Genomic DNA, 25,508 nt, shown 5'->3' with positions numbered 1-25,508 from the left:
AGTCAAAGCAAAAGCACCTCCAAGATTTATTTTCTCAGAAGTGCTCTTATTTATCTGTATCAAATTATATACTCAGTACCTTTACCTAGTAAATACGACTTTTTTATTATATTTGTTAGTCTTCTTTATAACCATTAAGATGTTGCTTTTTAAAATTCCATGCATCTTCAATAACTTTATGTACGTCATCGTATTTTGGATTCCATTTTAAGATCTTACGAGCTTTGGTGGAGTCGGCAATTAATGTACTGGGGTCACCCGCACGTCTAGGACCAATTTCAGCGGGGATCTCTTTACCAGTGACCTCGCGAGCAGATTTTAAAATCTCCTTGTTGGAGAATCCAGTCGAGGAACCTAGGTTAAAGATATCACTATCATTACCAGAACGTAGGTATTCCATTGCTAAACGATGGGCTTCAGCGAGGTCCTCAACATGAACGTAGTCACGTACGTTCGTACCATCTTTTGTATCATAATCATCACCGAAAATTGTTAATTTATTTCTTTGACCAGCTGCAACCTCAAGAACAACCGGGATCAAATGAGTTTCAGGATTATGATCTTCACCGATTGAACCATCAGGTTTAGCACCACCAACGTTGAAATATCTCAAAGCAACATATTTGATACCATAAGCGACTTCTGACCAATGGATAATTTTTTCCATAGCCAGTTTACTTTCACCATAAGGATTAGTTGGGATGGTTGGATCTGATTCTTTGATTGGAATTTGTTTAGGTTCACCATACGTTGCGGCTGTTGATGAGAAAATAATATGTTTAACATCAAAATCACGCATAACTTCCAATAAAGAAATCATTCCATAAGTGTTATTGTCGAAATATTTAAGTGGATCCTTCATTGATTCTGGTACAATTGAAAAGGCGGCAAAGTGTATCACATCAGTAATATTTTCCTCTTGGAAAATTTTGATCAGAAATTCTCTGTCACGAATATCACCTTGATAAAAAGTGGCGTTCTGATTGACTGCTTGTTTGTGACCCGTTTCCAAATTATCGGCCACTACGACGTCATAACCCATATTGCAAAGATGGTCAACAGTGTGTGAACCGATATATCCAGCTCCACCTAGTACAAGAATGCTCATAAAAGCACCTCCAAAATTATTTAGACTCTTTTTATAATTCTATTATAGCTTATAATCGTAATTTATCAGAATTACCTTGGACTAACCTTAAAAGTTTAGATTTTTAATTTAACTTTTAACTGAATATGTCTTATTATGATTAATATAACTAATTACTCGAATGGACTGGAAGCTCATGAAAAAATTCTTCTCAATTTTTGGGACGATCTTATTACTATTGATAGCTTTAGCATTGATCTTCAACGAGCCGATTAAAGAATATGCCGTTAACTATATGTCTGAACAGCATATGAGTTCTTTAACTGCTAAAAAAGTTAAAAGTAATGAAAAGAAAAAAGGTCAGTATGACTTCAAAAAAGTTAAACCTATAAGTGCCTCACAGGTTGCTAAGGCTTCAGTGAAAAATACTGCTGCTCCAATCGGAAAGATGGCTGTACCTTCTGTAAATCTTTATCTACCTATTGTAAAGGGCCTAAGTGATGATTCCCTTTCAACCGGTGGTGGAACGATGAAGAAGGACGAGAAGATGGGGAAGCGTAATTATGCCTTAGCAGGTCATTATATGACTCAAAATGGAGCACTTTTCTCACCACTTGAGAATGTTCAATTGGGAGATTTGGCCTACATAACTAATATGAAAAAAGTTTACGTCTATAAAGTTTTCTACAAAAAAATTGTAGCTCCAACCGCAGTTTATCTTTTAGATGACGAAGAAAATAAAATCATGTTAACTTTGATAACCTGTGCTGATGGTGGAACTAATCGTTGGGCGATCCAAGGCTCACTGGTTAGAACGCTTCCAGCAAATAAAACGACCTTAGCAGTATTTTCTAAATAAGCCGAATAGGCTTATTTTTTTGTTATCTTAATATATAATAAGGTAATAGTAGGTGATGTATTGGTTTCTAAAAATTGGATAAAAAGAAAAGAATTGTCGCCAAGTGAGATTGACGATTTTTCCAAAAAACATAATTTTGACAAATTTTTATCAGAATTGTTATTAGAACGTGATTTGACTGATGATGCAAAAATTGAGGATTTTCTTCATGCTGATATTGGGGCATTGCAAGATCCATTTGGTCTGCATGATATGGATAAGGCTTTAGAAATAATCGATCAAGCGGTTGAATCAAATAGTAAAATAGCCATTTATGGTGATTATGACGCTGATGGTGTGACAAGTACTTCTATCATGAAGTTAACCCTAAAAAAATTGGGTATCGATCCTATTTTCTATATTCCTGATCGTTTTAAAGATGGATATGGACCCAATCTTAGTGTCTACAAATTTTTGGCTGAGCAAAATATTGATTTGCTGATAACAGTTGACAATGGTGTCAGTGGTAAAGATGAAATCAAATATCTTAAAGATCAAGGTATTAAAGTAATTGTGACTGATCATCATGATTTGCCAAAAGAATTACCAGAGGCTGATGCAATCGTGCATCCAACCATTCCTGATTCTGAATACGTTTGTCCTTATCTATCTGGTGCTGGTGTGGCTTTTAAGATTGCTGACGCACTGTTGGGTGATGACGCATTAGAGTTCATTGATCTGGCTGCTATTGGTACTGTTGCGGATTCGGTTCCTTTATTAGGTGAAAATCGGGTTATCGTAACTGAAGGACTCAAGCGTATGTCTGAAAATAATCACGTTGGTCTAAGTGAATTGATCAAGAAATGTAAGTTAAAGCCCAATAATATGAGTGAAGAAGATATAGGCTTCAAAATTGCTCCAAGGATCAATGCACTGGGCCGATTGGCTAATGCCTCTTCAGCGGTAGAATTATTAACGACAGGTGATACTGGATTTGCCAAAGAAATAGTTGATGAAACTGAAGATATCAATAAAGAACGTCAGGGTATTGTTGCTGATGTTTATGATGCCGCTCAAGCACAAGTCGAGGCTCAAAAAGATAATGGTGTTTTAGTTCTTAGTGGAATTGATTGGCATCAAGGAATTCTCGGTATCGTTGCTAGTCGTGTGGTGGAACAGACTCACAAACCAACATTGGTATTACAAATGGTAGCTGGTTCTGGAATCTATAAAGGTTCTGGTCGTAGCCCTGAAGGATTCAACCTGTTTGAGGCTCTGGACAGTTACCGAGATTTATTCGTAGCTTTTGGTGGACATGCGCAAGCCTGTGGCTTTTCAGTTGCCGAAGATAAACTTTCAGAATTAACTGAAAAATTACAACAGGAACCTGATAAACAGGATTTTGATTACCAAGGTTCTATAAAAGAAATTTTTGATCTAGATTTAAATGTGTCAGATCTGGATTTTGATTTGATCAAATCAATCAGTAATTTGGCACCATTCGGAATGGGTAATCCTAAGCCGGTTATAAAACTTAAGAATGTTAATCTTACGCAGATTCAGTCGATCGGTAAAGATGGTACACATCTTAAAACTAAAGTGACATCTAATAATAATCAGGTCGATGCCATTGGTTTTGGAATGTATCAAAAGGGCAAAGAAATTTCGACTAATATCTGTGATGTTTATGGTGAATTAGGCATAAATGAGTGGGCTGGTCGAAAAAATCTGCAACTGATGTTAGATGATTTTGAAGTCTCATCTGAAGCTAAAAAGATGACTCAATTGCAGTCGATTTACTTGGATTATCGTGATAAGCGAATTGCACCTTCGATCTTGGATAAGTTTGACAGTGTGGTTTTCTTCAATGAAACATATTTAGAAGCGGTTAAACGACATGACTCCAGTGCTAAATTAGTTATGTATGATCAATCATGTGATGGTGAAAATATTTTGATATATGATCGTCCACATAATATTGATTTATTTAAAGAATTTATCAAGCAAAATAAGACCTTGCATACGGCTTTGTATTTCCATACTGATCTTAATAGTCGTTACCTCACACCAGATATGAGTAAAATGAAAGTATTATTGAAATATCTTTATGCACACCAAAATATTGCCGAAAATGATATGCAAACAGTGGCAGATTATTTAAAAATTCAAAAAAGTGATGTGGATTTCTATTTAAAAGTGTTTTTTGAGCTGGATTTTGTTAAAATAGTAAATGGTTTTGTTGAAAAAGCAAATGCTTCAAAACAACGTGAATTAATTGAATCTCCGACTTACTTAAAGAGATTGAAACGTAATGATGTTGAAAAAATATTAATTGAGTCTGACTTCGGCAGTCTTTTATCTTGGATGAGTGATTATGATTGCCATAGTTAGATTGAATGGAGAAATTTAAGATGGATATTGATTTTAAGAAATATGTTGCTAATGTTCCGGATTTCCCAGAACCAGGTGTACTATTTCGTGACATTTCACCATTGATGTTAGACGGTAAAGCCTATGCTGCTGCCACTGATAAAATAGTTGAATATGCTAAGAGCCGTGGGGCAGAAATGATTGCTGGACCTGAAGCTCGTGGATTTATCGTCGGTTGTCCAGTCGCTTACAAATTAGGAACTGGGTTTGCACCAGCCCGTAAAAAGGGTAAGCTTCCTCGTGAGACAGTTTCAGTTACATATGATCTCGAATACGGTCAAGGTTCTTTGTATATGCAAACAGATTCGATCAAACCTGGTCAAAAAGTATTAGTAGTAGATGATCTAATGGCAACAGGTGGCACATTGGCCGCTACTATCGACTTAGTTGAAAAACTTGGTGGTGAAGTTGTTGGAACAGCTTTCTTAATTGAATTGAAGGACCTTCATGGTCGTGATAAAATTAAAGGGTATGATATGTTTACCTTGATGCAGTATTAATATAACAGGGCGGATGCCCTATTATGGAGAGTTGGCAGAGTGGTAATGCACCGGACTCGAAATCCGGCGAACCCGTTAGTTCGGGCGCGCAGGTTCAAATCCTGTACTCTCCTTTTTTAGAACAAAAGAGAACAAAAGTTCTCAAAAACAGTTAGAGGAATACCGAATTAACGGTGTTCCTCTTTTTTTGCTTTATAAAAAACGTAGGAGAATTTAAATGTTATTTGCGCAGAGTTTTGCGCAGGAATGATATTTTGATGATTTTTAGAGGTATACCAATTTCAATAAAAAAAGCCTGCGCAAAGAGAAATTGTCGAAAAATGGGTTTGCGCAAAAAATACTATTTGTCGTTGGTATCATTAGGCTAATGCTCTTTTGTTATGTTATCAAAGATATCCTTCAGCTCGTTATTTTGCTCAAGAGCGGTCTTATTGAATAAATGGGTATAATACTTCAAAGTGGTTTTTAACTCCTTGTGGCCTGCATGTTGCGATACGAATTTCGGATTCATACCGTTGTCCATTAGATAAGATATGTGAGTATGTCTAATATCATGAAAACTAACCATCTTTTTAGCACCGATCAAAGTCAATAAATCTTTAAGGGAATCGTTAACGGTTTTAGATTGAACCAGGGTTCTATATTTTGTCCTAAATACAAAGTTGCCCTTATCAATGTAGCCAATTGATTTGAAATAAAGTTGCTGCTCAAGTTTGTAGTTTTTTAGTACATCTAAACCTTCATCGGATATAGTGAGTGTTCTTACACTAGAAGGTGTCTTAGTCTTTTGAAGCTCTATTTCATCACGCCTGTAGGCTTTATCAACTCTAATAGTAGAATCATCGAAGTTAATCTTGTCCCATGTTAGGGCAGTTATTTCCTCATATCTCATACCAGTTTCGGTAGCGAGATAGATCATAGTTGCCGAAATGTTTGAATATCCAGATTTGGCTTTTGAGATCTTTATCAAATTGACATAATCATCAGGCTCAAGAAATTTATCAGATTCTTTTTTTGAATCACGTCCTGCAATTAATTCAACGTTCCTAGTAAAATCTTTGTGGATAATGCCTTCCTCAATTGCTTCAACAACCATTTTATGTATAAAGGATTGATACTTCTGCATAGTAACCAAAGTTCTTTTCTTTCCGAATTTATTCATGAATGTTTGGTATTCCTTTTTGGTTACATCAATAAGCCGCTCATCAGGAAAGTTCTCTTTAATTACTTTATGTGTGAAGTAATATCGATTAACGGTAGATTTAGATCGTCCTTCAATCTTGTATGTATTGACCCATTCTTTAAAGTAATCAGAGAAGAGGACTTCTTTTTTAGATAAGTTTACATTGTTTGATTTGTCCATTTCGATTATTCGGGCAGCTTCAACACAATCTGTTTTTCTTACGAACCCGCCCTTTGTTTTATTTCTATATTTGCCAGTAGTAGGATCTTTATAGGAAACGCGATATTCCCATTTTCCATTGCGTTTATGAATTGTTGCCATGATTACAATTTCCTTTCTTATGTAAATTTATTTAATGATTTAGCCATATTTAAGCTTTTTTTGCGTTCTAAGTTGACATTTAAGGGATTACTGTAAATTCAGGGGCACATATGTTCTTTAGACATTAAAAATAAAAAGCCGTTTCCGGCTAATTATTAGTTATTCACCGTCATATTTAAAAGAACCAAATAAAGACGTGTGAGCAAGCCTATTACCAGTGTTATCTTCTATAGTTATGTATTTACTTGCATCGCCTACAGAGTTATCTCCGGGCATATAGCTGCTAGACATCTTAATTCCTAGATCCCATGCACTTTTACATACACTCTTTAGTTCATTACTTGAAAGTGATAAAGCATCGTCAGAAAGAACCAAGACAGTATTTCCACTATCATTGTCTACATATGCTTTAGTCAGAGCACCATTGGATTGATCAGGAAGAGTAGTAAGGGCATTTTTATAATCGTCAAAGTTTTTTTGATCGTTCGCTTTTTTAGTCGCCTTAACCTTTGCGTCTTCGTTATCCTTAGATTTTGGTTTTGAAGAAGTTGCATTTGCCGTAGGTTTAGACTTTTCTTTTTTCTTTGTTGCAACTTTTTCAGTTTTATTCTTGGACGATTTATTTGAATTAGAATCATCTTTATCAGCAGATATTCCAATTGAAATAATTAAACAAAAAATTGTTAAAAATACAAAAAGATAACCCCATCCTTTGCTCTTGTTTTTAAACAGGTAGTAAACCATAAAACCCATAAAAATGGTAATAAGCCACATAATCATAATAAAGCCCCCTAAAATTCAGCTTTTAATGTCGTCAGTTATTGGACATTAATTTAAAAAGTACGCTTTGTTTGTATTAAGCGACCAGCAATAAATATTTCATTCATATCTGATCCAACAAATATTCTAGGTTGGTAGCTGGAATTAGATGCAGTCAAAACAATAGAATTATCTTTTCTAGTAACATGTTTCAATGTTCCTTCTTCTCCGTCAATAATAACCGCATAGATTTTTCCATTTTCTATTTCAACATCTTTTTTAATTAAAGCTGAATCTCCATCGAAAATTCCATCACCAATCATAGAATCGCCCTTTGTTTTTAACCAAAAATAATCTTTTGGATCCCCAATTTCTGATTTTTGAACAGGTTCATAACCAGTCTGATCTGATAAGGCCAATCCATCGGGCCCACATTTAATAGTTCCAACAACAGGTATCGCAATCGTCTCCTCATTATCGAATGGAGTTATTTCTCCAAGGTTTTCAATTATTTTGTTTTCAGTCGTTTCTTGATAACCAGCCAAAGACAAAACGATGTTAGCGGGTACTCGCAAACCGTGAGCCATACGTTTTAGCGTGTCCGGTTTAGGTATATTGCGTTCTCCGCGTTCAATAAGAGACCAATATGAAGGCGAAATAGCAGATTCGGATTCAGTTTTTGACTGATACGATACCTGACGGAGCGAATAGCTATGTTGATCTCTTATTTTTTTTATTTCTTGTCCGAACTGTTTTTTATTAATTCTTTCAGGCATATAATCAATCCTTTCATCAACAAAAGTATAACAAATGTTTTACTTATTTTTGATATTTGTGTAAATTTGTACACAAAAACTGTTTACAAAAGTTTTACAAGTGTTATTATATATATGTACTTAAAAAGAGGTGATTGAGAAATGGCAATCTATGTAAAAGATAAAGACAGAATAAACGAGCTTCTTATTATAAATAATTTCACACAAGTAGATCTTGCAAACGAAGTGGGAGTAGGACAATCATACCTATCTTCGATTTTAAATCAGCATAAGCCGGTCGGGACAAAGACCGCGAATAAGATCAGCTCGTTGCTAAGTTCAAATTTTGAGGATATTTTTACGTTCAAACCGTCCACAAAAGTTTTACAAAATTAATCAACTTCAACATTCTAATAATAACTTTGTATAAGGAAACAAAGAATAGACATTCCGTATTAAGGAGGTGATCAAAAATTGAACGATGTAAATATCTTTAAAGAGTTAGTTGATCTAAAGAATCGGGGTCATCTTAGTTATGAAAATATCGGAGATGCTGCAGGGTGCGTTAAAAGTACAGTACAGAAATGGTTTGTTAAATCCCACCACGTCGATGAACGTTATTTGTGGGGGATCGCTAATGGTGTCGGAGATAACCGTTTCAAATTAGCAGTACTTTGCTACCAAACTAAATTACCATCAGCGATGCTTAATATTCTATCTAAGTACAATAGCAATTCATTTTCTATGCTAGTAGGAACTCAAATAGAAGACGCTGACAGTGATACAGCCATTGTTAAATTGATACGTGAATTGAGCAAGCCAAAACCTGATGAATTAGAAATAGCGAGTTGCACTAATGAAATGCTTGATACAGGAATAATGATGATCCTATCAGCTTTCGAAACATTGAATGAATATAAGATACCAATTCATAAAGCGGTATTAGAGAGGAGCTACCAAGGTGCTAGAGGCTAAACAAATAGAATTTGAAGCAATCGCCGAGAAGGATAACAAGGTTCTTGGCTGGATAAGTAAAGATACACTTCATGAATTACAAAGTGAGCCGGAGGCTGATCCGATTGAAGATTTGAAATGGGCAACCAGAATCACAAAAGTTTCTGGTAAGACATTGAAAAAGATCTTAGATCAACCATTTATCCAAAAACAACTTGATATGAAAAACGGTGGTTGTGTTTATTATTCAGATGGTCATAGCCATTGGAAGTTTATAGCTCCAGAGTTTGGGAAGTTCGTAATAGATCACCCGCAATATTTTATTAAAGGAGGAATTTAAGAATGTATATATCAGATCCGGAACTGTTTGCGGATTACTTAAACAAAACTGAAAAAATTGGAAAAGAAAAAGCTAAAAGTAGAAAACTTTTAACTGATCTTCAAGAGCAAATTACTTTAGCTAAATTTAATCAAATGAACAGCATTCAAAAAAGTTATGTTGATTCAATTCCAGATGAAGTTATTTCATTTTTTGAAAAAGCAGGGATTGAGATTGAAACTAATACAGTTGTTGGTCGTGATTTAGTAAACATGACTTACCGTTACATCTTTAGATTTTAGGAGGATTCAATAATGTTTGAACTAATAATTTTTTGCGGAGCAGCTTTCGTAATTGGGTATCTCGCTGGTGAGGAAGGCGGAATTCTAAACCTGTTTGATTTCGATGAAAGGTGGATAAAGAAGCAAAATGCAAATTTTAAGAAGTATTTCGATATTTTTTTCAAATAAGAAAAGGTGCGTAACCGATACATATACCGATCGCACACCAAGCGTAATAAAAAAAGACGTCCTATCTGGTAAATAGGCCGTCGAAGTAATAACAAAACATTTTATACACAAATTATAGCATAAAAATGAGGGGAAATAATTATGGCAAATGAACTTTCGATATCTAACGCTAATGTTGAATTCAAACCAGCAACAATATCAATTAATAATCTTGATAGTTTGAAGGATAAGGCTAATGAGATTGTTAAAAAATACGAAGGATCAATCGCTACCGAAGATACTTTAAAAGGCGACAAAGCAGTGCTAGCGGATTTAAAAAGTTTAAAGAAAAACTTGAATGATGAAAGAATAAGCATTCATAAAACATATGATCAACCTTATAAAGAATTTAAGTCTGATATTGATGAAGTAACTTCAATTTTAGATAAGGCTATTGATCCTATCGATGCATCAGTTAAGCAACTTTTAGAGAAACAGCGTAATGAGCGTAAATCACATGTATTAGATTTAATTGCTAATTTTGCTAAAGATAACGGTATTGAACCTGATGAATTAGAATTCGATGACAAGTGGACTAACAAAACTATGACTGACAAAAAGTTGGCTTCCATATTTGAAGATAAGTTAACAAGCATTGAAGCTAAAAGATCAGCGTATGAAATGGGTTCGAAGTTGATTGCTGAACATTGTAAAGTGCTAGGAATTGATCCAGCAGGTTGGGTAAGTCAATTAACTGATGATACAAATGCTAAAGAAGTAATTGAGGCTATTGATGCTCATATGGAAGAAGAAAGTCAGAAGAAGATTGTCGAGCAAAAACGAGTAGAGGCCGAAAGAGCTAAACGTGAAGCAATTCAAATGAAGATTGGTGAGACTATTGTCAATAAAAAGACCGGTGAAGTTGTTCCACCTAATAAATTTGAGTGGTCAATGAGACTAGTAGGTTCAAAGGGAGCACTCATTAATGCATTCTCTGCGTTAAATCAAATTGATGGTGTCACCGTTGAGACAACAAAAGGCTTATCAGAAATGGAGATCAATCATGAAGGTTAATGAAGCACTTATATCAATTAGAGAAAAGATTCAGAATCCTGAAAAAAAGGGACTAAATCCGATGTTCAAAAGTTCATATGTGGAACTTAACGACGTGCTGAAAGTGATTGCTAATTCTTTACCTGAACAGGCAAGTTTCACTCAGCCTATAAACGTTGACAAAGAAACTGGTGATAGCTATATCGAACTTCATATTATTACTGATGAAGATGAAAAAACAGTTTCAACCATGAAGGTAGTTGAGATGGATGGCAATAGAGGAACCAATAAACTTCAAATGTTTGGTCAATCTATAACCTATTTGAGACGTTATCAGCTTCAAAGTTATTTCGGACTTGGAGCAGAAGATAATGATGGTAGTTCTGATCAGAATCAGCAACAAAGAAATAATAGCCGTTCTACAAATAGAAGTAGTCAAAGTCAGAACTCTCAGTCTCAACGATCTAACCTCGCAAGTAAAACAAGGCTCAATTTAATCAATGGACATATTGAAAAGCTTGCCGAGATCATGGGTTCAACAAATAAAGCCATGACAAAGGTTTTAAGGTCACATTTTCCAAATGTTGATTTTCAAAACATTACTAATGATGTAGCTGACGAAATGCTAGTAGATTTAAACAAGCAAATTGATGAGGCTAAGCAAGCCATTGTTCAAATGGCAGCACAGATTTCGTAGGAAGCGATTAGATGAAGTTTTACGCAAAGCTGCAAGGAATTATAGGTAACAAAATAAGTGCCGTCTTAGATGACGATGTGAACATATCGAGACTACAAAAGTTGTCTGGTAATAAGCAGCCGACCATTGAGGTTGAATTTTCTGATGGACGATCGATATCAGTAGATCAACGTAAGAAGATATATGCGTTGATCGGTGAGATATCCAATTGGTCAGGCTACATGATTGCTGACGAGGCACCGCAGGTTATGAAATGGCAGTATCTCATGCAGACGGGTAAAGACATGTTCAGTTTATCTGATTGTACGATGACTCAGGCCAATAACTATCTTAGTTGGTTACTAGATTTCTGTTTTAACAACGATATCCCTTTCAAAACACGTACCTGGGATATGTTACCGAATGATTTTGCAATGCAGTACAGATGTTTAACTCATAGAAAGTGTTGCATATGTGGCAAATCTGCTGACGTGGCTCACTTTGAAACAGTGGGAATGGGTAGAAATAGGCATCATATAGATCATGGTAATTATCATTTTATGGCACTATGTCGAGAACATCATATGGAACAACACAGGATTGGAATCAAAGAGTTTTTACAAAAGTATCATATCAAACCTATCAAATTAGATAGTGATGATCGAAAGAAATTAAGAATAGGGGGGTAGCTATGAATTACGTAACTCAGCTAAATGCATTCTTTAGAGTCGCTGGAAGTCTTGAACTTAGTTCATCAGCTAGAATGTTATATCTTTCTTTATTGAACAAGAATAACTCTTTAGCATGGATAAGGTCCTTTACTTGTACAGCCTCTGAACTGGAGTCCTTAAGCGGATTAAGTACGTCTGGTTTGCAAAGAGCGAGGAAACAGTTAGTTGATAAAAAAGTAATCACCTATTCTAAACGTGGATCAAATAAAGCACCAAGATATTCGATACCGGAATTATTGGATAACTTCTTGAAGGTCATATTGAACGACACACCGAACGACAGTCCGAACAACACTCCGGTTAACACACCGAACAGCACACCGAACGACAGTCCGAACACATTAACTAAAACAAAACAAACTAAAACAAAACAAAGTAATAAAGATAGTCACGACTCGAAACCCGCAAAGCGTGTTTACGAACCGGACGACCTTAACTTGAAACTAGCCAATTACTTGCTAACTAAGATCCGTGAACGTAACTCTAGCATCTATCCGACTGATTCTAAGAACCCACCTGATACACAGAAATGGGCTAATGACATCAGACTAATGCACGAACGTGATGCACGTTCTTACGACGATATCAAACGAATTATTGAATGGTGTCAACAAGACAGTTTCTGGCAGAACAATATCTTATCTGCTTCAAAACTTAGAAAGCAGTTTGGCAAGTTGATAGATAAAGCAGACGCACCAAATAATTTTAATGGCAACAAGGGTGGTAGAAAACCACTCTATGACTTGCCGTACTAGGGGGTAGCTATGGAATCAATGTTTGGATTGGATAAAGTTTCCCGTGAAATAGCCTTAAAACACGGTGTTGACTATTCAGGAATTGACTTCAAAAAAGTTATTTCTGAGCGTGATAAACGAGAACAGCAGCGATCTATCGAATTCACTAAAAAAAATATTCAAGTTAAGCGTGAGGGAATATTTAGAAGCTCTTTAGTGAGTGATTTCAGCGACCTACAATACAATTTTGCAGATTTTAGGACTGATACACCTAATCAAGCAAGTGAGCTTAAACAGGCTAAGAATATTGCTAATAGGGTCTATGTCGGTGAAACAGGTAACTTTCTTTTTACTGGTGAGCCAGGACTTGGTAAATCTATGTTGGCTGTTAGTATTTTGAACGGTTTGAATAGCCAAGATACCACATTATCATGCTACTTCTTGAGTTTTGCGATGTTCGTTAATAACTCACAAATGGCGTTTAAAGATCAGTTCTTACAACAAGACAACTACAAGGTTGAAGAGTGTGTTAAGAACTGTGACGTGCTTGTCATTGACGATCTGGGCAGTGAATCATCGCTAAGATCTGAAACGAACGAAGCAACTAACTATGCTCAACGAATCTTATTTCGCTTTGCAGATTATCGAAAAAATAAAACAAATATCATTACCACAAACAATACAGGGCGTGAGCTACAACAGCTTTACGATCCAAAAATTATTAGTCGCTTAATGACAAAAAAAGCCTCTAACACAATTAAATTTAGCGGTAGCGACATGAGAAATAATTAGGAGAAATTAAAATGCTAAAACAAAAAAATGTTGAATTAACTCCAGAGCTAAAAATGCTTTTGCTTCCCACAAATCGAAGTTATTCACGTAATAGCGTCGATAACTTGAACCAAACACTGATTGTTGCCAGTGATGTAGCTGAATCCGCTTACGGGCAGTTATATGGCACCCTTGAGAATCTAACAGCCTTAGACGATGAGTGTGAGCTGTTTCAAGGTGACATGCAACTAAACAACGACATCATTTTAGCTGCTTCCTTGATCAATCATATTCAAAGACGTATCGATAAAAAGCTTGTTGATGCTAACCCACACATTTTGGACGTGCAACTTGACTAATCAATTGAAACTAATAATCGATGAAGACCCAGTACCCGCCTCACGTCCTCGTTTTAGCTCATTTGGTGGCAATAAGAGAGCATATACAGACAAAAAATATCGGATTTACAAAAATGAAATCAAAGTGTTGTATTGGGATAAGTACCATAACAAACAGCTTTTTAAAAAAGGCGCTCCTCTCATTGCACACATACGCTTTTACAGAAGAATCCAAAAAGGATTATCCAAAGCGGAGTATAAGAGACGTGCTAATCATGAGGTAAAGCCGACTGTAAAGCCCGACTTGGACAACTATGAAAAAGCTATTTTTGATGGCTTAACAAAAGCTTGGTTTGATGACGGGCAAATCTGGAAACACGATACTGAAAAAAATTATGATGAGCACCCACGTACTGAAATTTTGATTGAGGAGTGGAAAAAATGAATAACTTACAAGAATTTACTAATGGTGATATCAAATTACCAGTTAGAACAAAAGAAAACGGTGACATTGAATTCGATGCTGAAAAAGCAGCTATTGGATTGGGAATTGTTGATACATCTAAGGGAAATATTAAGGTTCGCTGGTCACGCTTAAATACTTATCTTGGTAGCGCCAAAAGTGGCGCTCATGTTTTAAAGGGTGATTTCATTACCGAACCACAGTTTTATAAATTAGCAATCAAAGCTAATAACGCAACAGCTGAAAAGTTTCAAGATTGGGTTACATCAGAAGTTCTACCGTCAATACGTAAGCACGGGGCATACATGACAGACCAAAAGGCTTATGACATTACTCATAACCCTAATTCATTGGCCGACTTGCTACTACAAGCGGGTGAACAATTGAAATGGAAAGATGCTCAAATTACGGAGATGAAACCTAAGGCAATATTTGCGGATTCAGTATCAACTTCGCATACAACTATTCTTATAGGCGACTTAGCAAAGATTCTAAAAGGCAATGGTATCAATATTGGTGCAAGAAGGCTGTTCCAATGGATGAGAGATAATGGCTATTTAATGAAACGTAAGGGTGCTGACTACAATTCTCCTACTCAAAAATCAATGAATTTAGGATTGTTTCAAATTAAAGAATCTTCTCATGTTAACGGAGATGGAGTGACGGTTGTTACTAAGACACCAAAAGTTACCGGCAAAGGTCAAAATTATTTTGTTAATAAATTCCTATCAGAAAATGAAAGGTTGGAAGCATAAATGATCAATAGAACTGTTTTAGTTGGACGCTTAACACGTGATCCAGAATTGAAATATACAGCTAATGATGTGGCTGTTGTAAGCTTTACATTGGATGTAAACAGACAATTTACTAATTCTCAAGGTGAACGTGAAGCCGACTTTGTTAATTGTGTTATATGGAGAAAGGCTGCGGAAAATTTTACTAGTTTCACACATAAAGGATCACTTGTTGGAATTGATGGACGTATTCAAACACGTAACTATGAAAATAATCAAGGTCAAAGGGTTTACGTTACCGAGGTAGTCGTTGAGAACTTCTCGCTACTAGAATCAAGACCAGATAGTGAAAAGAAATCTGGATCAAGTAATAGTAGCAACAAAGGTCAGACACCTAGTCACAGCCAGCCATCTAATCAGTCAAACAATAACTCGAGTAATACTGGTGATCCTTTTGCAGATAACAGCAAACCAATAGATATATCGGATGATGATTTACCATTTTAAATGTAGGGGAACGGAAAATGTCAAAAAGACAGTTAAGAAGTAAGTATAAGGAACTTGTAGATCATGTTGAATCATATAAAGCGGATACGACGTTATTTTACATAATTCAGCGGCTTTATTATAACGATGACCCTAATCAAAGACATATTGCCGATAGATTATGTGATGGACTGGCTACCAGCTATGACTTTGATGAGTTAATTCCAATTGTAACTGATATTTATAACGACAATTACGAGCTTGAAGGTCCCAAATATGCGTGGAGATTTCTGCCAATAAATGGTGAACTAAATCAATTGTTTTTGGGCAATTTCTATAATACTAAGCCAGATTTGTTTACTCAAAATGAGTTTGACCAATTTATAAAAGATAATGACTATTTGAACAGTGAAATGTTTAAACGTGAGGAAATGTAGAACTAATAATTAGCGGTATTTGCGAAAGGAAAAATAATGAATGATCTAAAGTATTTATCCAAAAGTTTACAAAATTGGATCAGTAAAAACGGAGAAAAAATAGTTAAAGTTGGCAAAGTTCATGGTCAATATTCATATCGAATTGAGACAGACCACAATATATATTATTGGGATTTTGTTAATAATGAATTATTTTTGCAAAACGATACAGAGTTCTCACGTGTTTTGTATCCGAACAGAGCCATAGAAACAAGTTTGTGGGGTGATTAGATGGAAAAACTACCAGTAGACAGCTTATCAGAAATAGCGTCAGATATTCCGATTGAAGCATTAATAGACATAAAAAATAGAATGGGCGACTGGGTGCTATCCGGTGGAAAGCAGAATGATCCTTATATGTGGCAGCAGGTAAGATACGCAGAGAGATTTTTGAAATTAAAAGTTTAGGGGGTGAGGTTATGAATTCGGCAATTAACCGTAAGAACGCCAGTTTAGTAGCAGAGGATTTGTTAAACCGATACGATCAGGCGTCAGATATTCCAGAAGACGACCCGACATTGTTAATACTTAGAAAATGGTTCAGGCCTCGACGCTACGAGAAGAAAGTTAGAAAGCCATATAGCTACTACACCTTCGATACTGAAAGGGCTCAAGAACTGTTAGATTCGGGAAAGTTTAAGCAGGACATTTCGGACGAGCTTGGTATTGGTCAGTGGGTCTTAAATGATCGTATTAAAAAAGGAATTTTGAGCGATAAAAAGTGGCTGGAGGAAATTAACAATCGGCTACCAAAATACAGATTGATGTATGACCGCAGGATTCAAATGGTCGGGACAATCAATGAGATTCGCAATCGAATGAATTACACCGCGTTAGATATTGAACGGTTGAGCCATAAAAGTTTGGGATTACACATCGAAAAGATAAAGGATAAATAATATGAGAATAATTAAAGATTGGTCAGAAGATGAAATTAAAGAATTTGAGAATTATATGTCAGTATATAAAAGCTCTCATGGAGATTTAAGTAGCATGGTAGTAATTAGTAGTGTTGTTAATATAACTGGAAGCTTTCCAAACTTACATGATAGATATGCAGTGAATGATAATAACTCCAAAGATAATCAATTTGCTCAAGATATTGTTGATCTAGTGACTGGTAAGGCTAAATTTGAGGATAAGAAATATTATGTAAAGCTTATGGACGAACGAGAAGGCTATCTAAATATAGATACTATTCATTATGACAATTGTCTTGGAAGCACTAGGCATTATTCAGGTATTAAAACTCAATTTACTATGGACGAAATAAAAGCAATTGATGAAAGATATGTACCGTTTGCTGTACCGGTTGAAGAGATGGGCGAATAATGAATAAAGATAAAGTTTTAGATAATTTGATGAATATTAGAGAGTGGGCGGGAGTCGTTGACCACCCAGCCACAGAAAATGAAAAAGATAGGTATATGCACGGGATTATTAATTTAGCTAGTGAAACCATTAAAGAAGTTAATTCAAAACCCAGGATGCCAAAAGTATTTGACGATTGGGCATCTAATTATGACGTCGGGACTACAGCTGGGCTAGATTACGCATTAACAGATATATTTAATGCCTATATGGGAAGTCGATATGAGTTTAGTGATTTAGATGATTGGTTCAGAGATGGTAGTGATGCAGATGAAAAGAAATATTCAGACTGCGTTGATGCCTTATGCAATGGATATGAGGTTGAATAATGGAAAAGAAGATTAAAATTAACAAGCAACAATTCATTGCTAGTTTATCAGTAGCTGCTTATATGCTTAAAAATGCTGATCAAGTAGAAATTTCTGATTTGATTGAAACATTTAATGAACAAATTGGTCCCAACATGAAAGAGAATTGGGACACTAATGTTGTTTTAACTGACTATGAGAAAGCTCTTTATAAGGAAGATAATTAATGAAGTGTGACTTATCAGACTTCAAATATTATTCAAAAGATGGACGGCGTTGGCTAGCAGTTTATATAACTAAAGAAAATTTACCAGAAATCGCTAAATGTTCAGGGCTAATAGAACCATTAGATGCAAACAATGATGCATTTTGCTTTGGTGTTATGTGTATCTCAAATGTTAATAGATGGTTAATCGTTAAACTAGATCAGCGAAACGATAGACCAATATCACTTGAAACTGATGCAACATGCATATTTGAACGCGATTATAGATATATGAGTAGAGAGAATGGAGTGAATAATGGTAATGATGGAAGCTGTACTAGGCGGCATGTATATATCCAAGATTAAATATAATAACTTTGGATATGGTATTAAATCACTAAAACTAGTTACGAATGATGAAAGTGCAATTTTATTTCGGGAAGAGAACGAAGCTCTAAAAAGCTTGGGCGTAAAATTCTTTAAAGTTAGTTCAGAACATGCTGGTTATTAGAGACAAAAAAAGACCACTCACAAATGTGAGCAGTCCTTGATGTGATTGTTTCCGACAATTCAATTATATCATAGGGAAGTGGCCGAATGTTTTTGTTACCAGAATATGACGAAATCAAGTGTAGAAACAATGTGAGACCAATACTTAAACGGTATCGTCGAATGGCTAGAATTGCTGGTCGGCCACTCACTGATTTAAGGTCTCCAATAATTTCAGATATGCCACGATCGCTATCATTTGATAATAATCAGGAGAAAGAGAACTCTATATCTGTTTCAGCAAAGATGGAAGTTGATGAGATTAATCGAGCGGTTAAAAATTTATCGCAGGAATGTTTTGCTGTGATCTACTACACATATTTATCTAAAGAAGAATATACGAATCTTGAGATTGCAAGTATTGTTTTCGGTACGATAAATGCTAATAAAACAGTGGAACGTCGTCAGAAAGATGGATTATTGCAGTTTTGTGAATCTTATAGACATGGACAATTACTTGTATACAAAGATAGAAATCAGTCATCTGTTTTATGAGGGACTTTTGTCAAACTTTGTCTGTATTTTGTCTATATGTTGAGGGTAAAAGTACGTTTTGAGGATGTATATTGATATTGTAAGAAAATTTAAATAGAAAAGAGTTGAAAGAAGCAACCTTTTATTTGAATGTTTCTAGTTACTCTACTTACAAGGAGCAATAGAGACAAGGAAAAGTCCCTAAAACCAGAATGATATCTAAAAAAGACAACCGTCAGATAAGACGTAAAAATCAGCAATCAAACGTTACAGGATGAGATGGTGATTCTCATTCTTTGACCACTCATGATAACGGTGGTCATACTGCGGTCACTGGTGTTTATAGTCATACAATGATGTGAAATATAATCCTCTCAATTTATATTTTTATGTATTAATCAAATAGGTAGGTTCGATTCCTGCCGACCGCATTTATATATTAATAGTATTGCCGTGAAACTTGATCGAACTATTATCGTAAGTTCGGTGGATATTGTGACGATGAGGGTGCAGACGTGCTACCGCCAAGGCAATAAATTATAGATCACTCATTGGGTGGTCTTTTTTTATTGGAGGGGAAATATGAAAAATAAAGTTACACAAAAGCAAATTGATAATATCATTAAACACTCAAGAATTGACGTTAAAACGGTTTTCAACAAAGTAACGTTAGTTACATGCAAATTGCCAAATGGCTTTGTATTAGTTGAATCTAGTGGAGCAGTCGATAAGAAAAATTATGATGAGGACATGGGCAAAGAAATCTGTATGGATCATATTGAATCGAAGATTTGGGAACTTGAAGGATATTATTTAGCAAAGTTAATTTATCAAAAAAAGCAATCAAATTCAGGTAGTCTTTATGGAATGATGTCAGCAACTCAAGGTGTGTATAAATAATGCTTAAAATTGATTACAACGATTATACGTGGTTTCTATTTGCATTAACACTAATCTTCGCAGCAGCTAAAGTATTTGGCTTTATTACATGGAATTGGCTATGGGTATTTAGTCCATTATTGTTCGTAGGTGGTGTTATCGTTGTGGCATACATTATTAGTTATGGATTTATTTTAGTTTGTATGCTGATTTACGGAGTGGTTGCAGGGATCAAGAAGGTGTTTAGCCATGAAAATGATTAAGACATCGTGTGGATATATGACCGCTCAAGAAGCTAAGATGATTGGTGACATTGCTAGAGATGAAAAGAAACAAAAAAGAAGTACCTTAATAAAACTAAAGCAGTTAGAAATTAAATAAATAATTTTAGAAGGAGGTAGGTGCCATGTAATGAAAAAGCTAACTAAAAATCAGCAAGAGTTTGCAGATAATTACATCAAAAATGGTAATGCTTCGGAAGCTTATCGTGAAGCGGGTTACAAGGCTAAAAGTGCTGCAGTGATTAGAGCTAACGCAAGCAGATTGCTAACAAATGCTAACGTTAAAAAGTATATTGAAGAGCGTATGAAACAGATTGCTTCAGATAAGATTATGGGCGTTACTGAAGCAGTTCAATTATTGTCTAGTATTGCTAGAGGAGAAGTGACTGAAACTAAGGTAATAGGCACTCAATATGGTGCTGATACGGTAGATGTTCCACCTGATTTAAAAACTAGAATTTCAGCAATAAAGGAAATTCTTAAACGTCATCCAAACGATGATGCGATGTTAAAAGTACAGTTGCGTAAAATTAATGCTGAAACTAAAATTGCTGAAATTAAGGCTAAAGATATGGTTAAGAGCGATGATTCTCAAATGAAGGCTATCGGCGGTTTACTTGATAAGATTGAAACGGAGGTTCAAAAAGATGACACAACTAAATAAACTTTTTGCCCCCAAACAATTAGAAGTGCTTGACCAGGTGGTTAATGATCCAATGTGGAATCTAATGATTAATTACGGAGCTGTTCGTGCCGGTAAGACATTTGTTGATAATTTTGTATTTCTTTTGGATGTTAGACATGCAGCAGAGGTTGCTCAAGGTCAAGGCGTGTTGCACCCGCAATATATTTTGGCTGGTGTTTCATCTAAGACAATTCAAAATAATGTGTTGAATGAAATTGAGAATACATTTGGATTGAGTTTTCATTTTGATAAGCATAATTCGTTTGAAATAATGTTTCCGGGATTGCCAGCGGTTAAGATCGTACAGGCTTTCACTGGTTCGATAGCTGGTTTAGGTGCTATTCGTGGTATGACTGCTTACGGTGCTTATATCAATGAAGCTTCACTTGCTAATGAAGAAGTGTTTGATGAAATTAGAAAGCGTTGTTCACCTGATGGTGCTCGTGTTGTCTGTGATACTAACCCTGATATACCAACGCACTATTTGAAGAAAAAATATATTGATAATCCTAATCATAGTAAGGCTATCCGTAGCAATCACTTTAGGATTGATGACAATACTTTTTTATCTAAGACTTACATTCAAAATCTTAAGGAAACTGAACCGGCAGGAATGTTTTATGATCGTGCTATTGAAGGTGAGTGGGCAGCTGCCGAAGGTATTGTTTATCAAGACTTTGACCAGAAAACTATGATTATACCGCGTTCAAAAGTCCCCGATAATCTCACAATTATATGCGGGGTCGATTGGGGATATGAGCATAAGGGATGTATCGTAGTTGCTGGCGTTGATAACAAGGATAGATATTTCATTCTTGAAGAACACACAGCACAGTTTAAGGAAATTGACTACTGGACTGATATTGCTAAGGATATTCAGAAACGATATGGCAATCGTGTTCCATTCTATGCTGATTCGGCTAGACCGGAGCATGTAGCTCATTTTCAGCAATCAGGTATTAACTGTATTAATGCTTATAAAAACCGTTTAACAGGCGTTGAGTACGTAGCTAAAGCTATGAAGACTAACGCTTTTTTTGTTGCTCAAGATGCTATTGATAATACTGGAATCAGTCAGACATCAGATAAGTATCATTGGTTTCTTGAAGAAATATATCAATATGTTTGGGATGACAAAACTGGTGAACCATTAAAGGTTAACGATGATGTCATGGATACGATTCGTTATGCGATTGCCACATATGAGCGTATTAAAAATATACCTACTAGCCCAAGTATCAATGAACAAGCAAATTATCTCAATAGTTTGGGATTTTAAATGAAAGGAGAGTGATCTAATGGCAATTGAAGATAATCCGATAGCATACTATTCAAGTTTGCCTTATCCGAATCAAAGAACAGTTCATATGCTCAGTGGTAGACGTTTCTCGCTTGATTCAAACAAGCAATATAAAATGCCAGCCGAGTTGTTTAACGTTATCAAGGACGACCCTGTTAAGTTAGGTGAAATGGCAACAAAGTTTATTGAGAGCCATCAATCGTTACAAGTACCACGCTTGTTAACACTCTACCGCTATTACATTGGTGATAATGACATTCATTATTGGGACAGTGAGAAGTCCGAAAGCCGCGCAGATAATCGTATCGCTAGTGGATTTGCCCACTTCATTACATCAATTAAAACTGGTTATCGATTTGGTAATCCTATTAAGTTTCAATATAATGATGATTCTGAAATATCTGAAGCTGATGAAAATACACTCAATGATCTAATTAATAAATTCAATTCTAAAAATGATGAGTCGTATCATGAAAAAATAATGGGTAAGAACCTTTCTATCATGGGACGTGCTTACGAATTGATGTATGTTCGTGAGAATACCAATGATGTTTCATTACGTCCTGTAGACCCTGTTAATGCTTTTGTCGTCTATGATTCATCAATGGAACAACATTCTTTATTTGGCGTTTATTATTACAACGTCAATTTCAATGAACAAGATTATTGGTACACAGTTATTTATACGGATACAAATATTTTCATTTATAAGCCAACATCAAGCTTTGATGGTCAATTAACGTTATCCGATAATCAAGAACACAATTTCGGCTCAGTCCCATTGACCGAATATATCAACAATGATGAGCGCATGGGTGACTGGGAATATAAGCTCGATACCATTGATTCAATTGATAAAAGCAAATCCGAAATGGCCAATTCACAAGAAGATTTCAGCAATGCTATGTTGATGATCACAGGTGATATTGATGTTCCTAAAACTCCATGGGTTGGTGCTGATGGGCAACCATTGACAGATAAAGACGGCAATATCATTTATAGAAAGACGCCCGAAATTAATACTCGTCAAAGTAAAATCTGGTTAAAACCAGCATTGGTTAAGAATGGTATCAATGATAATGGTCAAGTCATCCAGCCAACTGCATCATATCTAACCAAAGAGTTAAACACAGACGGTTGGAAACTCTATATTGATGCTCTTAATATGGAAATCCACAAGGACACAAATACGCCTGACACAAGCGATGCTAATTTTGCATCTAATGCGTCGGGTGTTGCTATGTCTTATAAATTGTGGGGCAATGATCAAGAACGAGCTAATCAAGAATCACTTTATACACGTGGACTAATGAGACGCTTACGATTACTTGGAAATTATTGGCAAGCATTAGGAAGTATCCAGAATGCTGATATGGTTGAAAATATCAATCCTATATATACGCCTAATATGCCTAAAAATGATGCAGATATTATGCAGACTGTTACGGCTCTAGTTAACACTGGCAAGGTATCGGATCAGACTATTCGTGAGCAAATCGAACCCGTCACTGGCGTAAGCAATGATGCCGAACAACAACGTATTGACGAGCAAAATGAGAAAATAAAGGAAAATGATCCATTTAACAATGTATTTACTAGAAAGCCTGATGAGTCTCAAGATGATGATGGTGATAACACCGACGATTCTAATCCTGACGAGGTAGACAACAATGAAATTGACGAAAAGCCAAGCGATTAGTATTGCTCAAAAGATTTACGGTAAACAAGATATTAGAGTTAAAGAAATCGAATCGATGTATCGTGATACTCAATCAAAAGTTATCAGTGATGTTGATGCGTTTATTGGAGCTAATAAGTCATGGACTGCTAAAGCTAATCCTGGTGAAATTGCTGCCTTTCTTAGTAATCTGAAAGACACATTCTATAATGCCAGTCCTGATGATCAGAATTTAATTAAGATGGCTTTCAATAGCAATAATTTAGATACAAATGGCGATATGCTGATGGCTAATGTTACTCAAGATATTGTTAGACTGGCAATGGCACAAAAGATTCATTTAGGTGTCGCAACGGAAAATATTCCTAATGTTGTTTATGCACCAACTTATGCGCAGGCTAAAAATGTTATTAATAATAATCAGCATATTGCTGAGCAAAGTAAGAACGTGGATGCAATCATTTATAAATCTACGCAAAATGCCGTGTTAGACAGTCATGTTGATTCTGATATGTTTTCTTCAATAAATAAGCAAACTATGCAGACGTTGAGAAAAGTTCGTGAAGTGGCTGAAAAGGCTGCTAAAAGTCCTAAAGATTCATTAAATTGGACCAAGGATGTCTCTGATATATTGACTGGTGGAAACAAAGCAATGAATGGGCAAATGGGACGCGCTGCTGGCATGATTCGAACGGCTACCGCTCAAGCAATGAATAGAACTAGATTGCAAGAATTCTATTCAAGGAACGTTAAGAAGTATAAATATATTTCACTCGAATCACCAACGACGTGTGCTGACTGTGATGCACTAGATGGGCAAATATTTGATGTTGATGATGCTGAAGAAGGCGTGAATTTTCCATTGATGCATCCTAATTGCCAATGTACAGTAATTGAGGAGAATGATGACGATGATTGGGACACTTCTAATCATGATGTAACCGATGAATTAAATAATTTATAGACGACTTTAAGTGGTCGCCTTTTTTATTGCCTTCAAACGTGTGTCAGGCATTAAAGAGCCACGGATATAGTCGACGGACTCTAAATGGAAATTAAAGCTGACGAGCTTAAAACGGGAGGATAACTCATGAACCCAGATAATAATCAAGAGCCAAATATTCAAACGAGCGACAACGAGACTAAAGAAGTATCTAAGGAAGTATCTTTTGATGATAAGCAGCAAGAAAAGGTTAACCAATTAGTTAGTCAAGCAAAAGCTAAGGAAAAAGATAAATCTGGTCAAATCGTTAAAGAACTCCAAGACAAAGTTAATAGCATTCCTGATTTAATCAAGAGTGCTATTACTGAACACGATGCTGAGGCAAATATGACCGATAAAGAAAAAGCTGATGCTGAAACAGCTGACTTGAAGAAGAAACTTGAAGAATTACAAGCTGAGAATCAGCATCGGAATTTAATTAACTCAGCTACTAAAATTGCTGAAAGCATGAAGTTGCCATTGTCGCTTGCTGAATTATTCGTTGGTTCTACTGATGACGAAACAAAACAAAACCTTGAAAGTGTCAAAACTGAATTTGATAATGCTGTGCAAGAAAGTGTTGAGAATCGTTTGAAAGGTAAGAGTACGCCTCAAACTGCCACAGGTAATGCGACAGTGACACTTGATAAGGATTTGAAGGATATGAGCCTTGAAGAACTTACAAAGGTTTATATGGAAAATCCTGATTTAATTAAGAAAGATTATTTAAACAAATAGA

38 protein-coding genes and 1 tRNA gene are annotated in these 25,508 nt (G+C 35.6%); 35 read left to right on the top strand and 4 right to left on the bottom strand.

The annotated features are described in order from the left end of the window. Positions 1 to 115: 115 nt before the first annotated feature. Complete coding sequence (galE, locus tag EKM64_RS07820) at positions 116 to 1,108, bottom strand: UDP-glucose 4-epimerase GalE (protein WP_125677333.1); 993 nt, start codon at positions 1,106 to 1,108, stop codon at positions 116 to 118. Between the two features lie 175 nt (positions 1,109 to 1,283). Between galE and EKM64_RS07815 the strand changes: the two genes are divergently transcribed. The 4 genes from EKM64_RS07815 (at position 1,284) to EKM64_RS07800 (ending at position 4,968) form a co-directional block, all read left to right on the top strand. Further along, positions 1,284 to 1,946, top strand: a complete 663-nt coding sequence (locus tag EKM64_RS07815) for a class A sortase (protein WP_125677331.1) — start codon at positions 1,284 to 1,286, stop codon at positions 1,944 to 1,946. Positions 1,947 to 2,006: 60 nt separating this feature from the next. After that, a complete protein-coding gene (gene recJ, locus EKM64_RS07810; RefSeq protein WP_125677329.1) occupies positions 2,007 to 4,316 on the top strand; it encodes a single-stranded-DNA-specific exonuclease RecJ in 2,310 nt (769 codons plus the stop codon). 20 nt (positions 4,317 to 4,336) lie between these two features. Then, the gene (locus EKM64_RS07805; protein ID WP_125677327.1) at positions 4,337 to 4,855 is read left to right on the top strand and encodes an adenine phosphoribosyltransferase; all 519 of its coding nucleotides are present in this window, start codon (positions 4,337 to 4,339) and stop codon (positions 4,853 to 4,855) included. Between the two features lie 25 nt (positions 4,856 to 4,880). After that, a tRNA-Ser gene (locus EKM64_RS07800) sits at positions 4,881 to 4,968 on the top strand. A 251-nt stretch (positions 4,969 to 5,219) separates the two neighbouring features. Here EKM64_RS07800 and EKM64_RS07795 read toward each other — a convergent pair. From EKM64_RS07795 to EKM64_RS07785, 3 genes are all read right to left on the bottom strand, one after another. After that, entirely contained in the window at positions 5,220 to 6,359 is a 1,140-nt protein-coding gene (locus tag EKM64_RS07795; protein ID WP_125677325.1) for a tyrosine-type recombinase/integrase, read from the bottom strand. 159 nt (positions 6,360 to 6,518) lie between these two features. After that, positions 6,519 to 7,139 carry a DUF4064 domain-containing protein gene (locus EKM64_RS07790; RefSeq protein ID WP_125588602.1) on the bottom strand — a complete coding sequence of 207 codons (621 nt, stop codon included), beginning with the start codon at positions 7,137 to 7,139 and terminating at the stop codon, positions 6,519 to 6,521. A 53-nt stretch (positions 7,140 to 7,192) separates the two neighbouring features. Beyond that, positions 7,193 to 7,894 carry a helix-turn-helix domain-containing protein gene (locus EKM64_RS07785; protein ID WP_125677322.1) on the bottom strand — a complete coding sequence of 234 codons (702 nt, stop codon included), beginning with the start codon at positions 7,892 to 7,894 and terminating at the stop codon, positions 7,193 to 7,195. Positions 7,895 to 8,035: 141 nt separating this feature from the next. On the opposite strand from EKM64_RS07785, the gene EKM64_RS11745 reads away from it, so the two are divergent. The 31 genes from EKM64_RS11745 to EKM64_RS07645 all read left to right on the top strand — a co-directional run bounded on the left by EKM64_RS11745 (position 8,036) and on the right by EKM64_RS07645 (position 25,507). Continuing rightward, positions 8,036 to 8,269 carry a helix-turn-helix transcriptional regulator gene (locus EKM64_RS11745; protein ID WP_076614545.1) on the top strand — a complete coding sequence of 78 codons (234 nt, stop codon included), beginning with the start codon at positions 8,036 to 8,038 and terminating at the stop codon, positions 8,267 to 8,269. Between the two features lie 78 nt (positions 8,270 to 8,347). Beyond that, entirely contained in the window at positions 8,348 to 8,848 is a 501-nt protein-coding gene (locus EKM64_RS07775; protein ID WP_125677320.1) for a hypothetical protein, read from the top strand. Then, positions 8,835 to 9,167 (top strand): DUF771 domain-containing protein, encoded by a 333-nt coding sequence (locus EKM64_RS07770; protein WP_125677318.1) that lies wholly within the window; start codon positions 8,835 to 8,837, stop codon positions 9,165 to 9,167. Before EKM64_RS07775 ends, EKM64_RS07770 begins: the two co-directional genes overlap by 14 nt. Positions 9,168 to 9,169: 2 nt before the next feature. Beyond that, entirely contained in the window at positions 9,170 to 9,448 is a 279-nt protein-coding gene (locus EKM64_RS07765; RefSeq protein ID WP_125677316.1) for a hypothetical protein, read from the top strand. A 12-nt stretch (positions 9,449 to 9,460) separates the two neighbouring features. After that, on the top strand, positions 9,461 to 9,616 hold the full coding sequence (locus tag EKM64_RS11420) for a hypothetical protein (protein ID WP_164505333.1): 156 nt from the start codon (positions 9,461 to 9,463) through the stop codon (positions 9,614 to 9,616). A 141-nt stretch (positions 9,617 to 9,757) separates the two neighbouring features. Then, on the top strand, positions 9,758 to 10,669 hold the full coding sequence (locus EKM64_RS07760; protein ID WP_125677314.1) for a DUF1351 domain-containing protein: 912 nt from the start codon (positions 9,758 to 9,760) through the stop codon (positions 10,667 to 10,669). Continuing rightward, positions 10,659 to 11,345, top strand: a complete 687-nt coding sequence (locus EKM64_RS07755; RefSeq protein WP_164505332.1) for an ERF family protein — start codon at positions 10,659 to 10,661, stop codon at positions 11,343 to 11,345. Before EKM64_RS07760 ends, EKM64_RS07755 begins: the two co-directional genes overlap by 11 nt. An 11-nt stretch (positions 11,346 to 11,356) precedes the next feature. After that, positions 11,357 to 12,013 carry a putative HNHc nuclease gene (locus EKM64_RS07750; RefSeq protein WP_125677310.1) on the top strand — a complete coding sequence of 219 codons (657 nt, stop codon included), beginning with the start codon at positions 11,357 to 11,359 and terminating at the stop codon, positions 12,011 to 12,013. A gap of 2 nt (positions 12,014 to 12,015) precedes the next feature. Further along, entirely contained in the window at positions 12,016 to 12,810 is a 795-nt protein-coding gene (locus tag EKM64_RS07745) for a helix-turn-helix domain-containing protein (protein ID WP_125677308.1), read from the top strand. A 9-nt stretch (positions 12,811 to 12,819) separates the two neighbouring features. Beyond that, positions 12,820 to 13,581: an ATP-binding protein gene (locus EKM64_RS07740; RefSeq protein ID WP_125677306.1), complete on the top strand. Its 762-nt coding sequence runs from the start codon at positions 12,820 to 12,822 to the stop codon at positions 13,579 to 13,581. An 11-nt stretch (positions 13,582 to 13,592) separates the two neighbouring features. Then, entirely contained in the window at positions 13,593 to 13,919 is a 327-nt protein-coding gene (locus tag EKM64_RS07735) for a hypothetical protein (RefSeq protein WP_125677304.1), read from the top strand. After that, positions 13,912 to 14,343, top strand: a complete 432-nt coding sequence (locus tag EKM64_RS07730) for a RusA family crossover junction endodeoxyribonuclease (RefSeq protein ID WP_164505331.1) — start codon at positions 13,912 to 13,914, stop codon at positions 14,341 to 14,343. Before EKM64_RS07735 ends, EKM64_RS07730 begins: the two co-directional genes overlap by 8 nt. Next, positions 14,340 to 15,116 (top strand): phage antirepressor KilAC domain-containing protein, encoded by a 777-nt coding sequence (locus EKM64_RS07725; RefSeq protein ID WP_125677299.1) that lies wholly within the window; start codon positions 14,340 to 14,342, stop codon positions 15,114 to 15,116. The genes EKM64_RS07730 and EKM64_RS07725 overlap by 4 nt, the downstream gene beginning before the upstream one ends. After that, positions 15,117 to 15,602 (top strand): single-stranded DNA-binding protein, encoded by a 486-nt coding sequence (gene ssb, locus EKM64_RS07720; protein WP_125677297.1) that lies wholly within the window; start codon positions 15,117 to 15,119, stop codon positions 15,600 to 15,602. Between the two features lie 17 nt (positions 15,603 to 15,619). Next, positions 15,620 to 16,018: a hypothetical protein gene (locus EKM64_RS07715; RefSeq protein WP_125677295.1), complete on the top strand. Its 399-nt coding sequence runs from the start codon at positions 15,620 to 15,622 to the stop codon at positions 16,016 to 16,018. A 36-nt stretch (positions 16,019 to 16,054) separates the two neighbouring features. After that, a complete protein-coding gene (locus EKM64_RS07710) occupies positions 16,055 to 16,288 on the top strand; it encodes a hypothetical protein (RefSeq protein WP_125677293.1) in 234 nt (77 codons plus the stop codon). Then, the gene (locus EKM64_RS11415) at positions 16,289 to 16,465 is read left to right on the top strand and encodes a DUF6877 family protein (RefSeq protein ID WP_164505330.1); all 177 of its coding nucleotides are present in this window, start codon (positions 16,289 to 16,291) and stop codon (positions 16,463 to 16,465) included. It abuts the gene before it with no gap. An 11-nt stretch (positions 16,466 to 16,476) separates the two neighbouring features. After that, positions 16,477 to 16,956, top strand: coding sequence for a hypothetical protein (locus tag EKM64_RS07705; RefSeq protein ID WP_125677291.1), 480 nt, complete (start codon positions 16,477 to 16,479; stop codon positions 16,954 to 16,956). Between the two features lies 1 nt (position 16,957). Continuing rightward, complete coding sequence (locus tag EKM64_RS11475) at positions 16,958 to 17,389, top strand: hypothetical protein (protein ID WP_125677289.1); 432 nt, start codon at positions 16,958 to 16,960, stop codon at positions 17,387 to 17,389. Continuing rightward, the gene (locus EKM64_RS07695; RefSeq protein ID WP_125677287.1) at positions 17,389 to 17,757 is read left to right on the top strand and encodes a hypothetical protein; all 369 of its coding nucleotides are present in this window, start codon (positions 17,389 to 17,391) and stop codon (positions 17,755 to 17,757) included. Before EKM64_RS11475 ends, EKM64_RS07695 begins: the two co-directional genes overlap by 1 nt. Next, positions 17,757 to 17,963: a hypothetical protein gene (locus EKM64_RS07690; RefSeq protein WP_125677285.1), complete on the top strand. Its 207-nt coding sequence runs from the start codon at positions 17,757 to 17,759 to the stop codon at positions 17,961 to 17,963. Before EKM64_RS07695 ends, EKM64_RS07690 begins: the two co-directional genes overlap by 1 nt. Positions 17,964 to 18,263: 300 nt before the next feature. Beyond that, a complete protein-coding gene (locus EKM64_RS07685; RefSeq protein WP_125677283.1) occupies positions 18,264 to 18,452 on the top strand; it encodes a hypothetical protein in 189 nt (62 codons plus the stop codon). 86 nt (positions 18,453 to 18,538) lie between these two features. Further along, positions 18,539 to 18,985: an ArpU family phage packaging/lysis transcriptional regulator gene (locus EKM64_RS07680; RefSeq protein WP_125677281.1), complete on the top strand. Its 447-nt coding sequence runs from the start codon at positions 18,539 to 18,541 to the stop codon at positions 18,983 to 18,985. A gap of 561 nt (positions 18,986 to 19,546) precedes the next feature. Beyond that, the gene (locus tag EKM64_RS07675; RefSeq protein ID WP_125677279.1) at positions 19,547 to 19,864 is read left to right on the top strand and encodes a Gp49 family protein; all 318 of its coding nucleotides are present in this window, start codon (positions 19,547 to 19,549) and stop codon (positions 19,862 to 19,864) included. Continuing rightward, positions 19,864 to 20,106 carry a hypothetical protein gene (locus EKM64_RS07670; protein ID WP_125677277.1) on the top strand — a complete coding sequence of 81 codons (243 nt, stop codon included), beginning with the start codon at positions 19,864 to 19,866 and terminating at the stop codon, positions 20,104 to 20,106. Before EKM64_RS07675 ends, EKM64_RS07670 begins: the two co-directional genes overlap by 1 nt. Beyond that, entirely contained in the window at positions 20,093 to 20,224 is a 132-nt protein-coding gene (locus EKM64_RS11665) for a hypothetical protein (protein WP_263852834.1), read from the top strand. Before EKM64_RS07670 ends, EKM64_RS11665 begins: the two co-directional genes overlap by 14 nt. 30 nt (positions 20,225 to 20,254) lie before the next feature. After that, positions 20,255 to 20,788: a terminase small subunit gene (locus tag EKM64_RS07665; RefSeq protein WP_125677275.1), complete on the top strand. Its 534-nt coding sequence runs from the start codon at positions 20,255 to 20,257 to the stop codon at positions 20,786 to 20,788. Beyond that, a complete protein-coding gene (locus EKM64_RS07660; protein WP_125677273.1) occupies positions 20,772 to 22,088 on the top strand; it encodes a PBSX family phage terminase large subunit in 1,317 nt (438 codons plus the stop codon). The genes EKM64_RS07665 and EKM64_RS07660 overlap by 17 nt, the downstream gene beginning before the upstream one ends. 19 nt (positions 22,089 to 22,107) lie before the next feature. Continuing rightward, a complete protein-coding gene (locus EKM64_RS07655; protein ID WP_125677271.1) occupies positions 22,108 to 23,808 on the top strand; it encodes a phage portal protein in 1,701 nt (566 codons plus the stop codon). Continuing rightward, on the top strand, positions 23,780 to 24,751 hold the full coding sequence (locus tag EKM64_RS07650; RefSeq protein WP_125677269.1) for a minor capsid protein: 972 nt from the start codon (positions 23,780 to 23,782) through the stop codon (positions 24,749 to 24,751). Before EKM64_RS07655 ends, EKM64_RS07650 begins: the two co-directional genes overlap by 29 nt. 126 nt (positions 24,752 to 24,877) lie before the next feature. Next, complete coding sequence (locus EKM64_RS07645; protein ID WP_125677267.1) at positions 24,878 to 25,507, top strand: DUF4355 domain-containing protein; 630 nt, start codon at positions 24,878 to 24,880, stop codon at positions 25,505 to 25,507. Position 25,508: the final 1 nt, after the last annotated feature.

The sequence above is a fragment of the Companilactobacillus keshanensis genome, from assembly GCF_003946205.1.
Classification (GTDB): Bacteria; Bacillota; Bacilli; order Lactobacillales; family Lactobacillaceae; genus Companilactobacillus; species Companilactobacillus keshanensis.
Note: the sequence above shows the minus strand (reverse complement) of the source record. Positions and strands in the feature narration are given on the sequence as shown.

Coding starts and splice junctions, on each gene's coding strand:
- EKM64_RS11475 (WP_125677289.1), top strand. CDS start 16,958: ATGAGAATAATTAAAGATTGGTCAGAAGATGAAATTAAAGAATTTGAG.
- EKM64_RS07665 (WP_125677275.1), top strand. CDS start 20,255: ATGAAAAAGCTAACTAAAAATCAGCAAGAGTTTGCAGATAATTACATC.
- EKM64_RS07675 (WP_125677279.1), top strand. CDS start 19,547: ATGAAAAATAAAGTTACACAAAAGCAAATTGATAATATCATTAAACAC.
- EKM64_RS07755 (WP_164505332.1), top strand. CDS start 10,659: ATGAAGGTTAATGAAGCACTTATATCAATTAGAGAAAAGATTCAGAAT.
- EKM64_RS11420 (WP_164505333.1), top strand. CDS start 9,461: ATGTTTGAACTAATAATTTTTTGCGGAGCAGCTTTCGTAATTGGGTAT.
- EKM64_RS07645 (WP_125677267.1), top strand. CDS start 24,878: ATGAACCCAGATAATAATCAAGAGCCAAATATTCAAACGAGCGACAAC.
- EKM64_RS07760 (WP_125677314.1), top strand. CDS start 9,758: ATGGCAAATGAACTTTCGATATCTAACGCTAATGTTGAATTCAAACCA.
- EKM64_RS07670 (WP_125677277.1), top strand. CDS start 19,864: ATGCTTAAAATTGATTACAACGATTATACGTGGTTTCTATTTGCATTA.
- EKM64_RS07795 (WP_125677325.1), bottom strand. CDS start 6,359: ATGGCAACAATTCATAAACGCAATGGAAAATGGGAATATCGCGTTTCC.
- EKM64_RS07715 (WP_125677295.1), top strand. CDS start 15,620: ATGTCAAAAAGACAGTTAAGAAGTAAGTATAAGGAACTTGTAGATCAT.
- EKM64_RS11415 (WP_164505330.1), top strand. CDS start 16,289: ATGGAAAAACTACCAGTAGACAGCTTATCAGAAATAGCGTCAGATATT.
- EKM64_RS07790 (WP_125588602.1), bottom strand. CDS start 7,139: ATGATTATGTGGCTTATTACCATTTTTATGGGTTTTATGGTTTACTAC.
- EKM64_RS07785 (WP_125677322.1), bottom strand. CDS start 7,894: ATGCCTGAAAGAATTAATAAAAAACAGTTCGGACAAGAAATAAAAAAA.
- EKM64_RS07745 (WP_125677308.1), top strand. CDS start 12,016: ATGAATTACGTAACTCAGCTAAATGCATTCTTTAGAGTCGCTGGAAGT.
- EKM64_RS07655 (WP_125677271.1), top strand. CDS start 22,108: ATGGCAATTGAAGATAATCCGATAGCATACTATTCAAGTTTGCCTTAT.
- EKM64_RS07815 (WP_125677331.1), top strand. CDS start 1,284: ATGAAAAAATTCTTCTCAATTTTTGGGACGATCTTATTACTATTGATA.
- EKM64_RS07680 (WP_125677281.1), top strand. CDS start 18,539: ATGTTTTTGTTACCAGAATATGACGAAATCAAGTGTAGAAACAATGTG.
- EKM64_RS07740 (WP_125677306.1), top strand. CDS start 12,820: ATGGAATCAATGTTTGGATTGGATAAAGTTTCCCGTGAAATAGCCTTA.
- EKM64_RS07765 (WP_125677316.1), top strand. CDS start 9,170: ATGTATATATCAGATCCGGAACTGTTTGCGGATTACTTAAACAAAACT.
- EKM64_RS07805 (WP_125677327.1), top strand. CDS start 4,337: ATGGATATTGATTTTAAGAAATATGTTGCTAATGTTCCGGATTTCCCA.
- galE (WP_125677333.1), bottom strand. CDS start 1,108: ATGAGCATTCTTGTACTAGGTGGAGCTGGATATATCGGTTCACACACT.
- EKM64_RS07725 (WP_125677299.1), top strand. CDS start 14,340: ATGAATAACTTACAAGAATTTACTAATGGTGATATCAAATTACCAGTT.
- EKM64_RS07710 (WP_125677293.1), top strand. CDS start 16,055: ATGAATGATCTAAAGTATTTATCCAAAAGTTTACAAAATTGGATCAGT.
- ssb (WP_125677297.1), top strand. CDS start 15,117: ATGATCAATAGAACTGTTTTAGTTGGACGCTTAACACGTGATCCAGAA.
- EKM64_RS11665 (WP_263852834.1), top strand. CDS start 20,093: ATGAAAATGATTAAGACATCGTGTGGATATATGACCGCTCAAGAAGCT.
- EKM64_RS07695 (WP_125677287.1), top strand. CDS start 17,389: ATGAATAAAGATAAAGTTTTAGATAATTTGATGAATATTAGAGAGTGG.
- EKM64_RS07690 (WP_125677285.1), top strand. CDS start 17,757: ATGGAAAAGAAGATTAAAATTAACAAGCAACAATTCATTGCTAGTTTA.
- EKM64_RS07750 (WP_125677310.1), top strand. CDS start 11,357: ATGAAGTTTTACGCAAAGCTGCAAGGAATTATAGGTAACAAAATAAGT.
- EKM64_RS07650 (WP_125677269.1), top strand. CDS start 23,780: ATGAAATTGACGAAAAGCCAAGCGATTAGTATTGCTCAAAAGATTTAC.
- EKM64_RS07660 (WP_125677273.1), top strand. CDS start 20,772: ATGACACAACTAAATAAACTTTTTGCCCCCAAACAATTAGAAGTGCTT.
- EKM64_RS07705 (WP_125677291.1), top strand. CDS start 16,477: ATGAATTCGGCAATTAACCGTAAGAACGCCAGTTTAGTAGCAGAGGAT.
- EKM64_RS07735 (WP_125677304.1), top strand. CDS start 13,593: ATGCTAAAACAAAAAAATGTTGAATTAACTCCAGAGCTAAAAATGCTT.
- EKM64_RS11745 (WP_076614545.1), top strand. CDS start 8,036: ATGGCAATCTATGTAAAAGATAAAGACAGAATAAACGAGCTTCTTATT.
- EKM64_RS07685 (WP_125677283.1), top strand. CDS start 18,264: ATGATGGAAGCTGTACTAGGCGGCATGTATATATCCAAGATTAAATAT.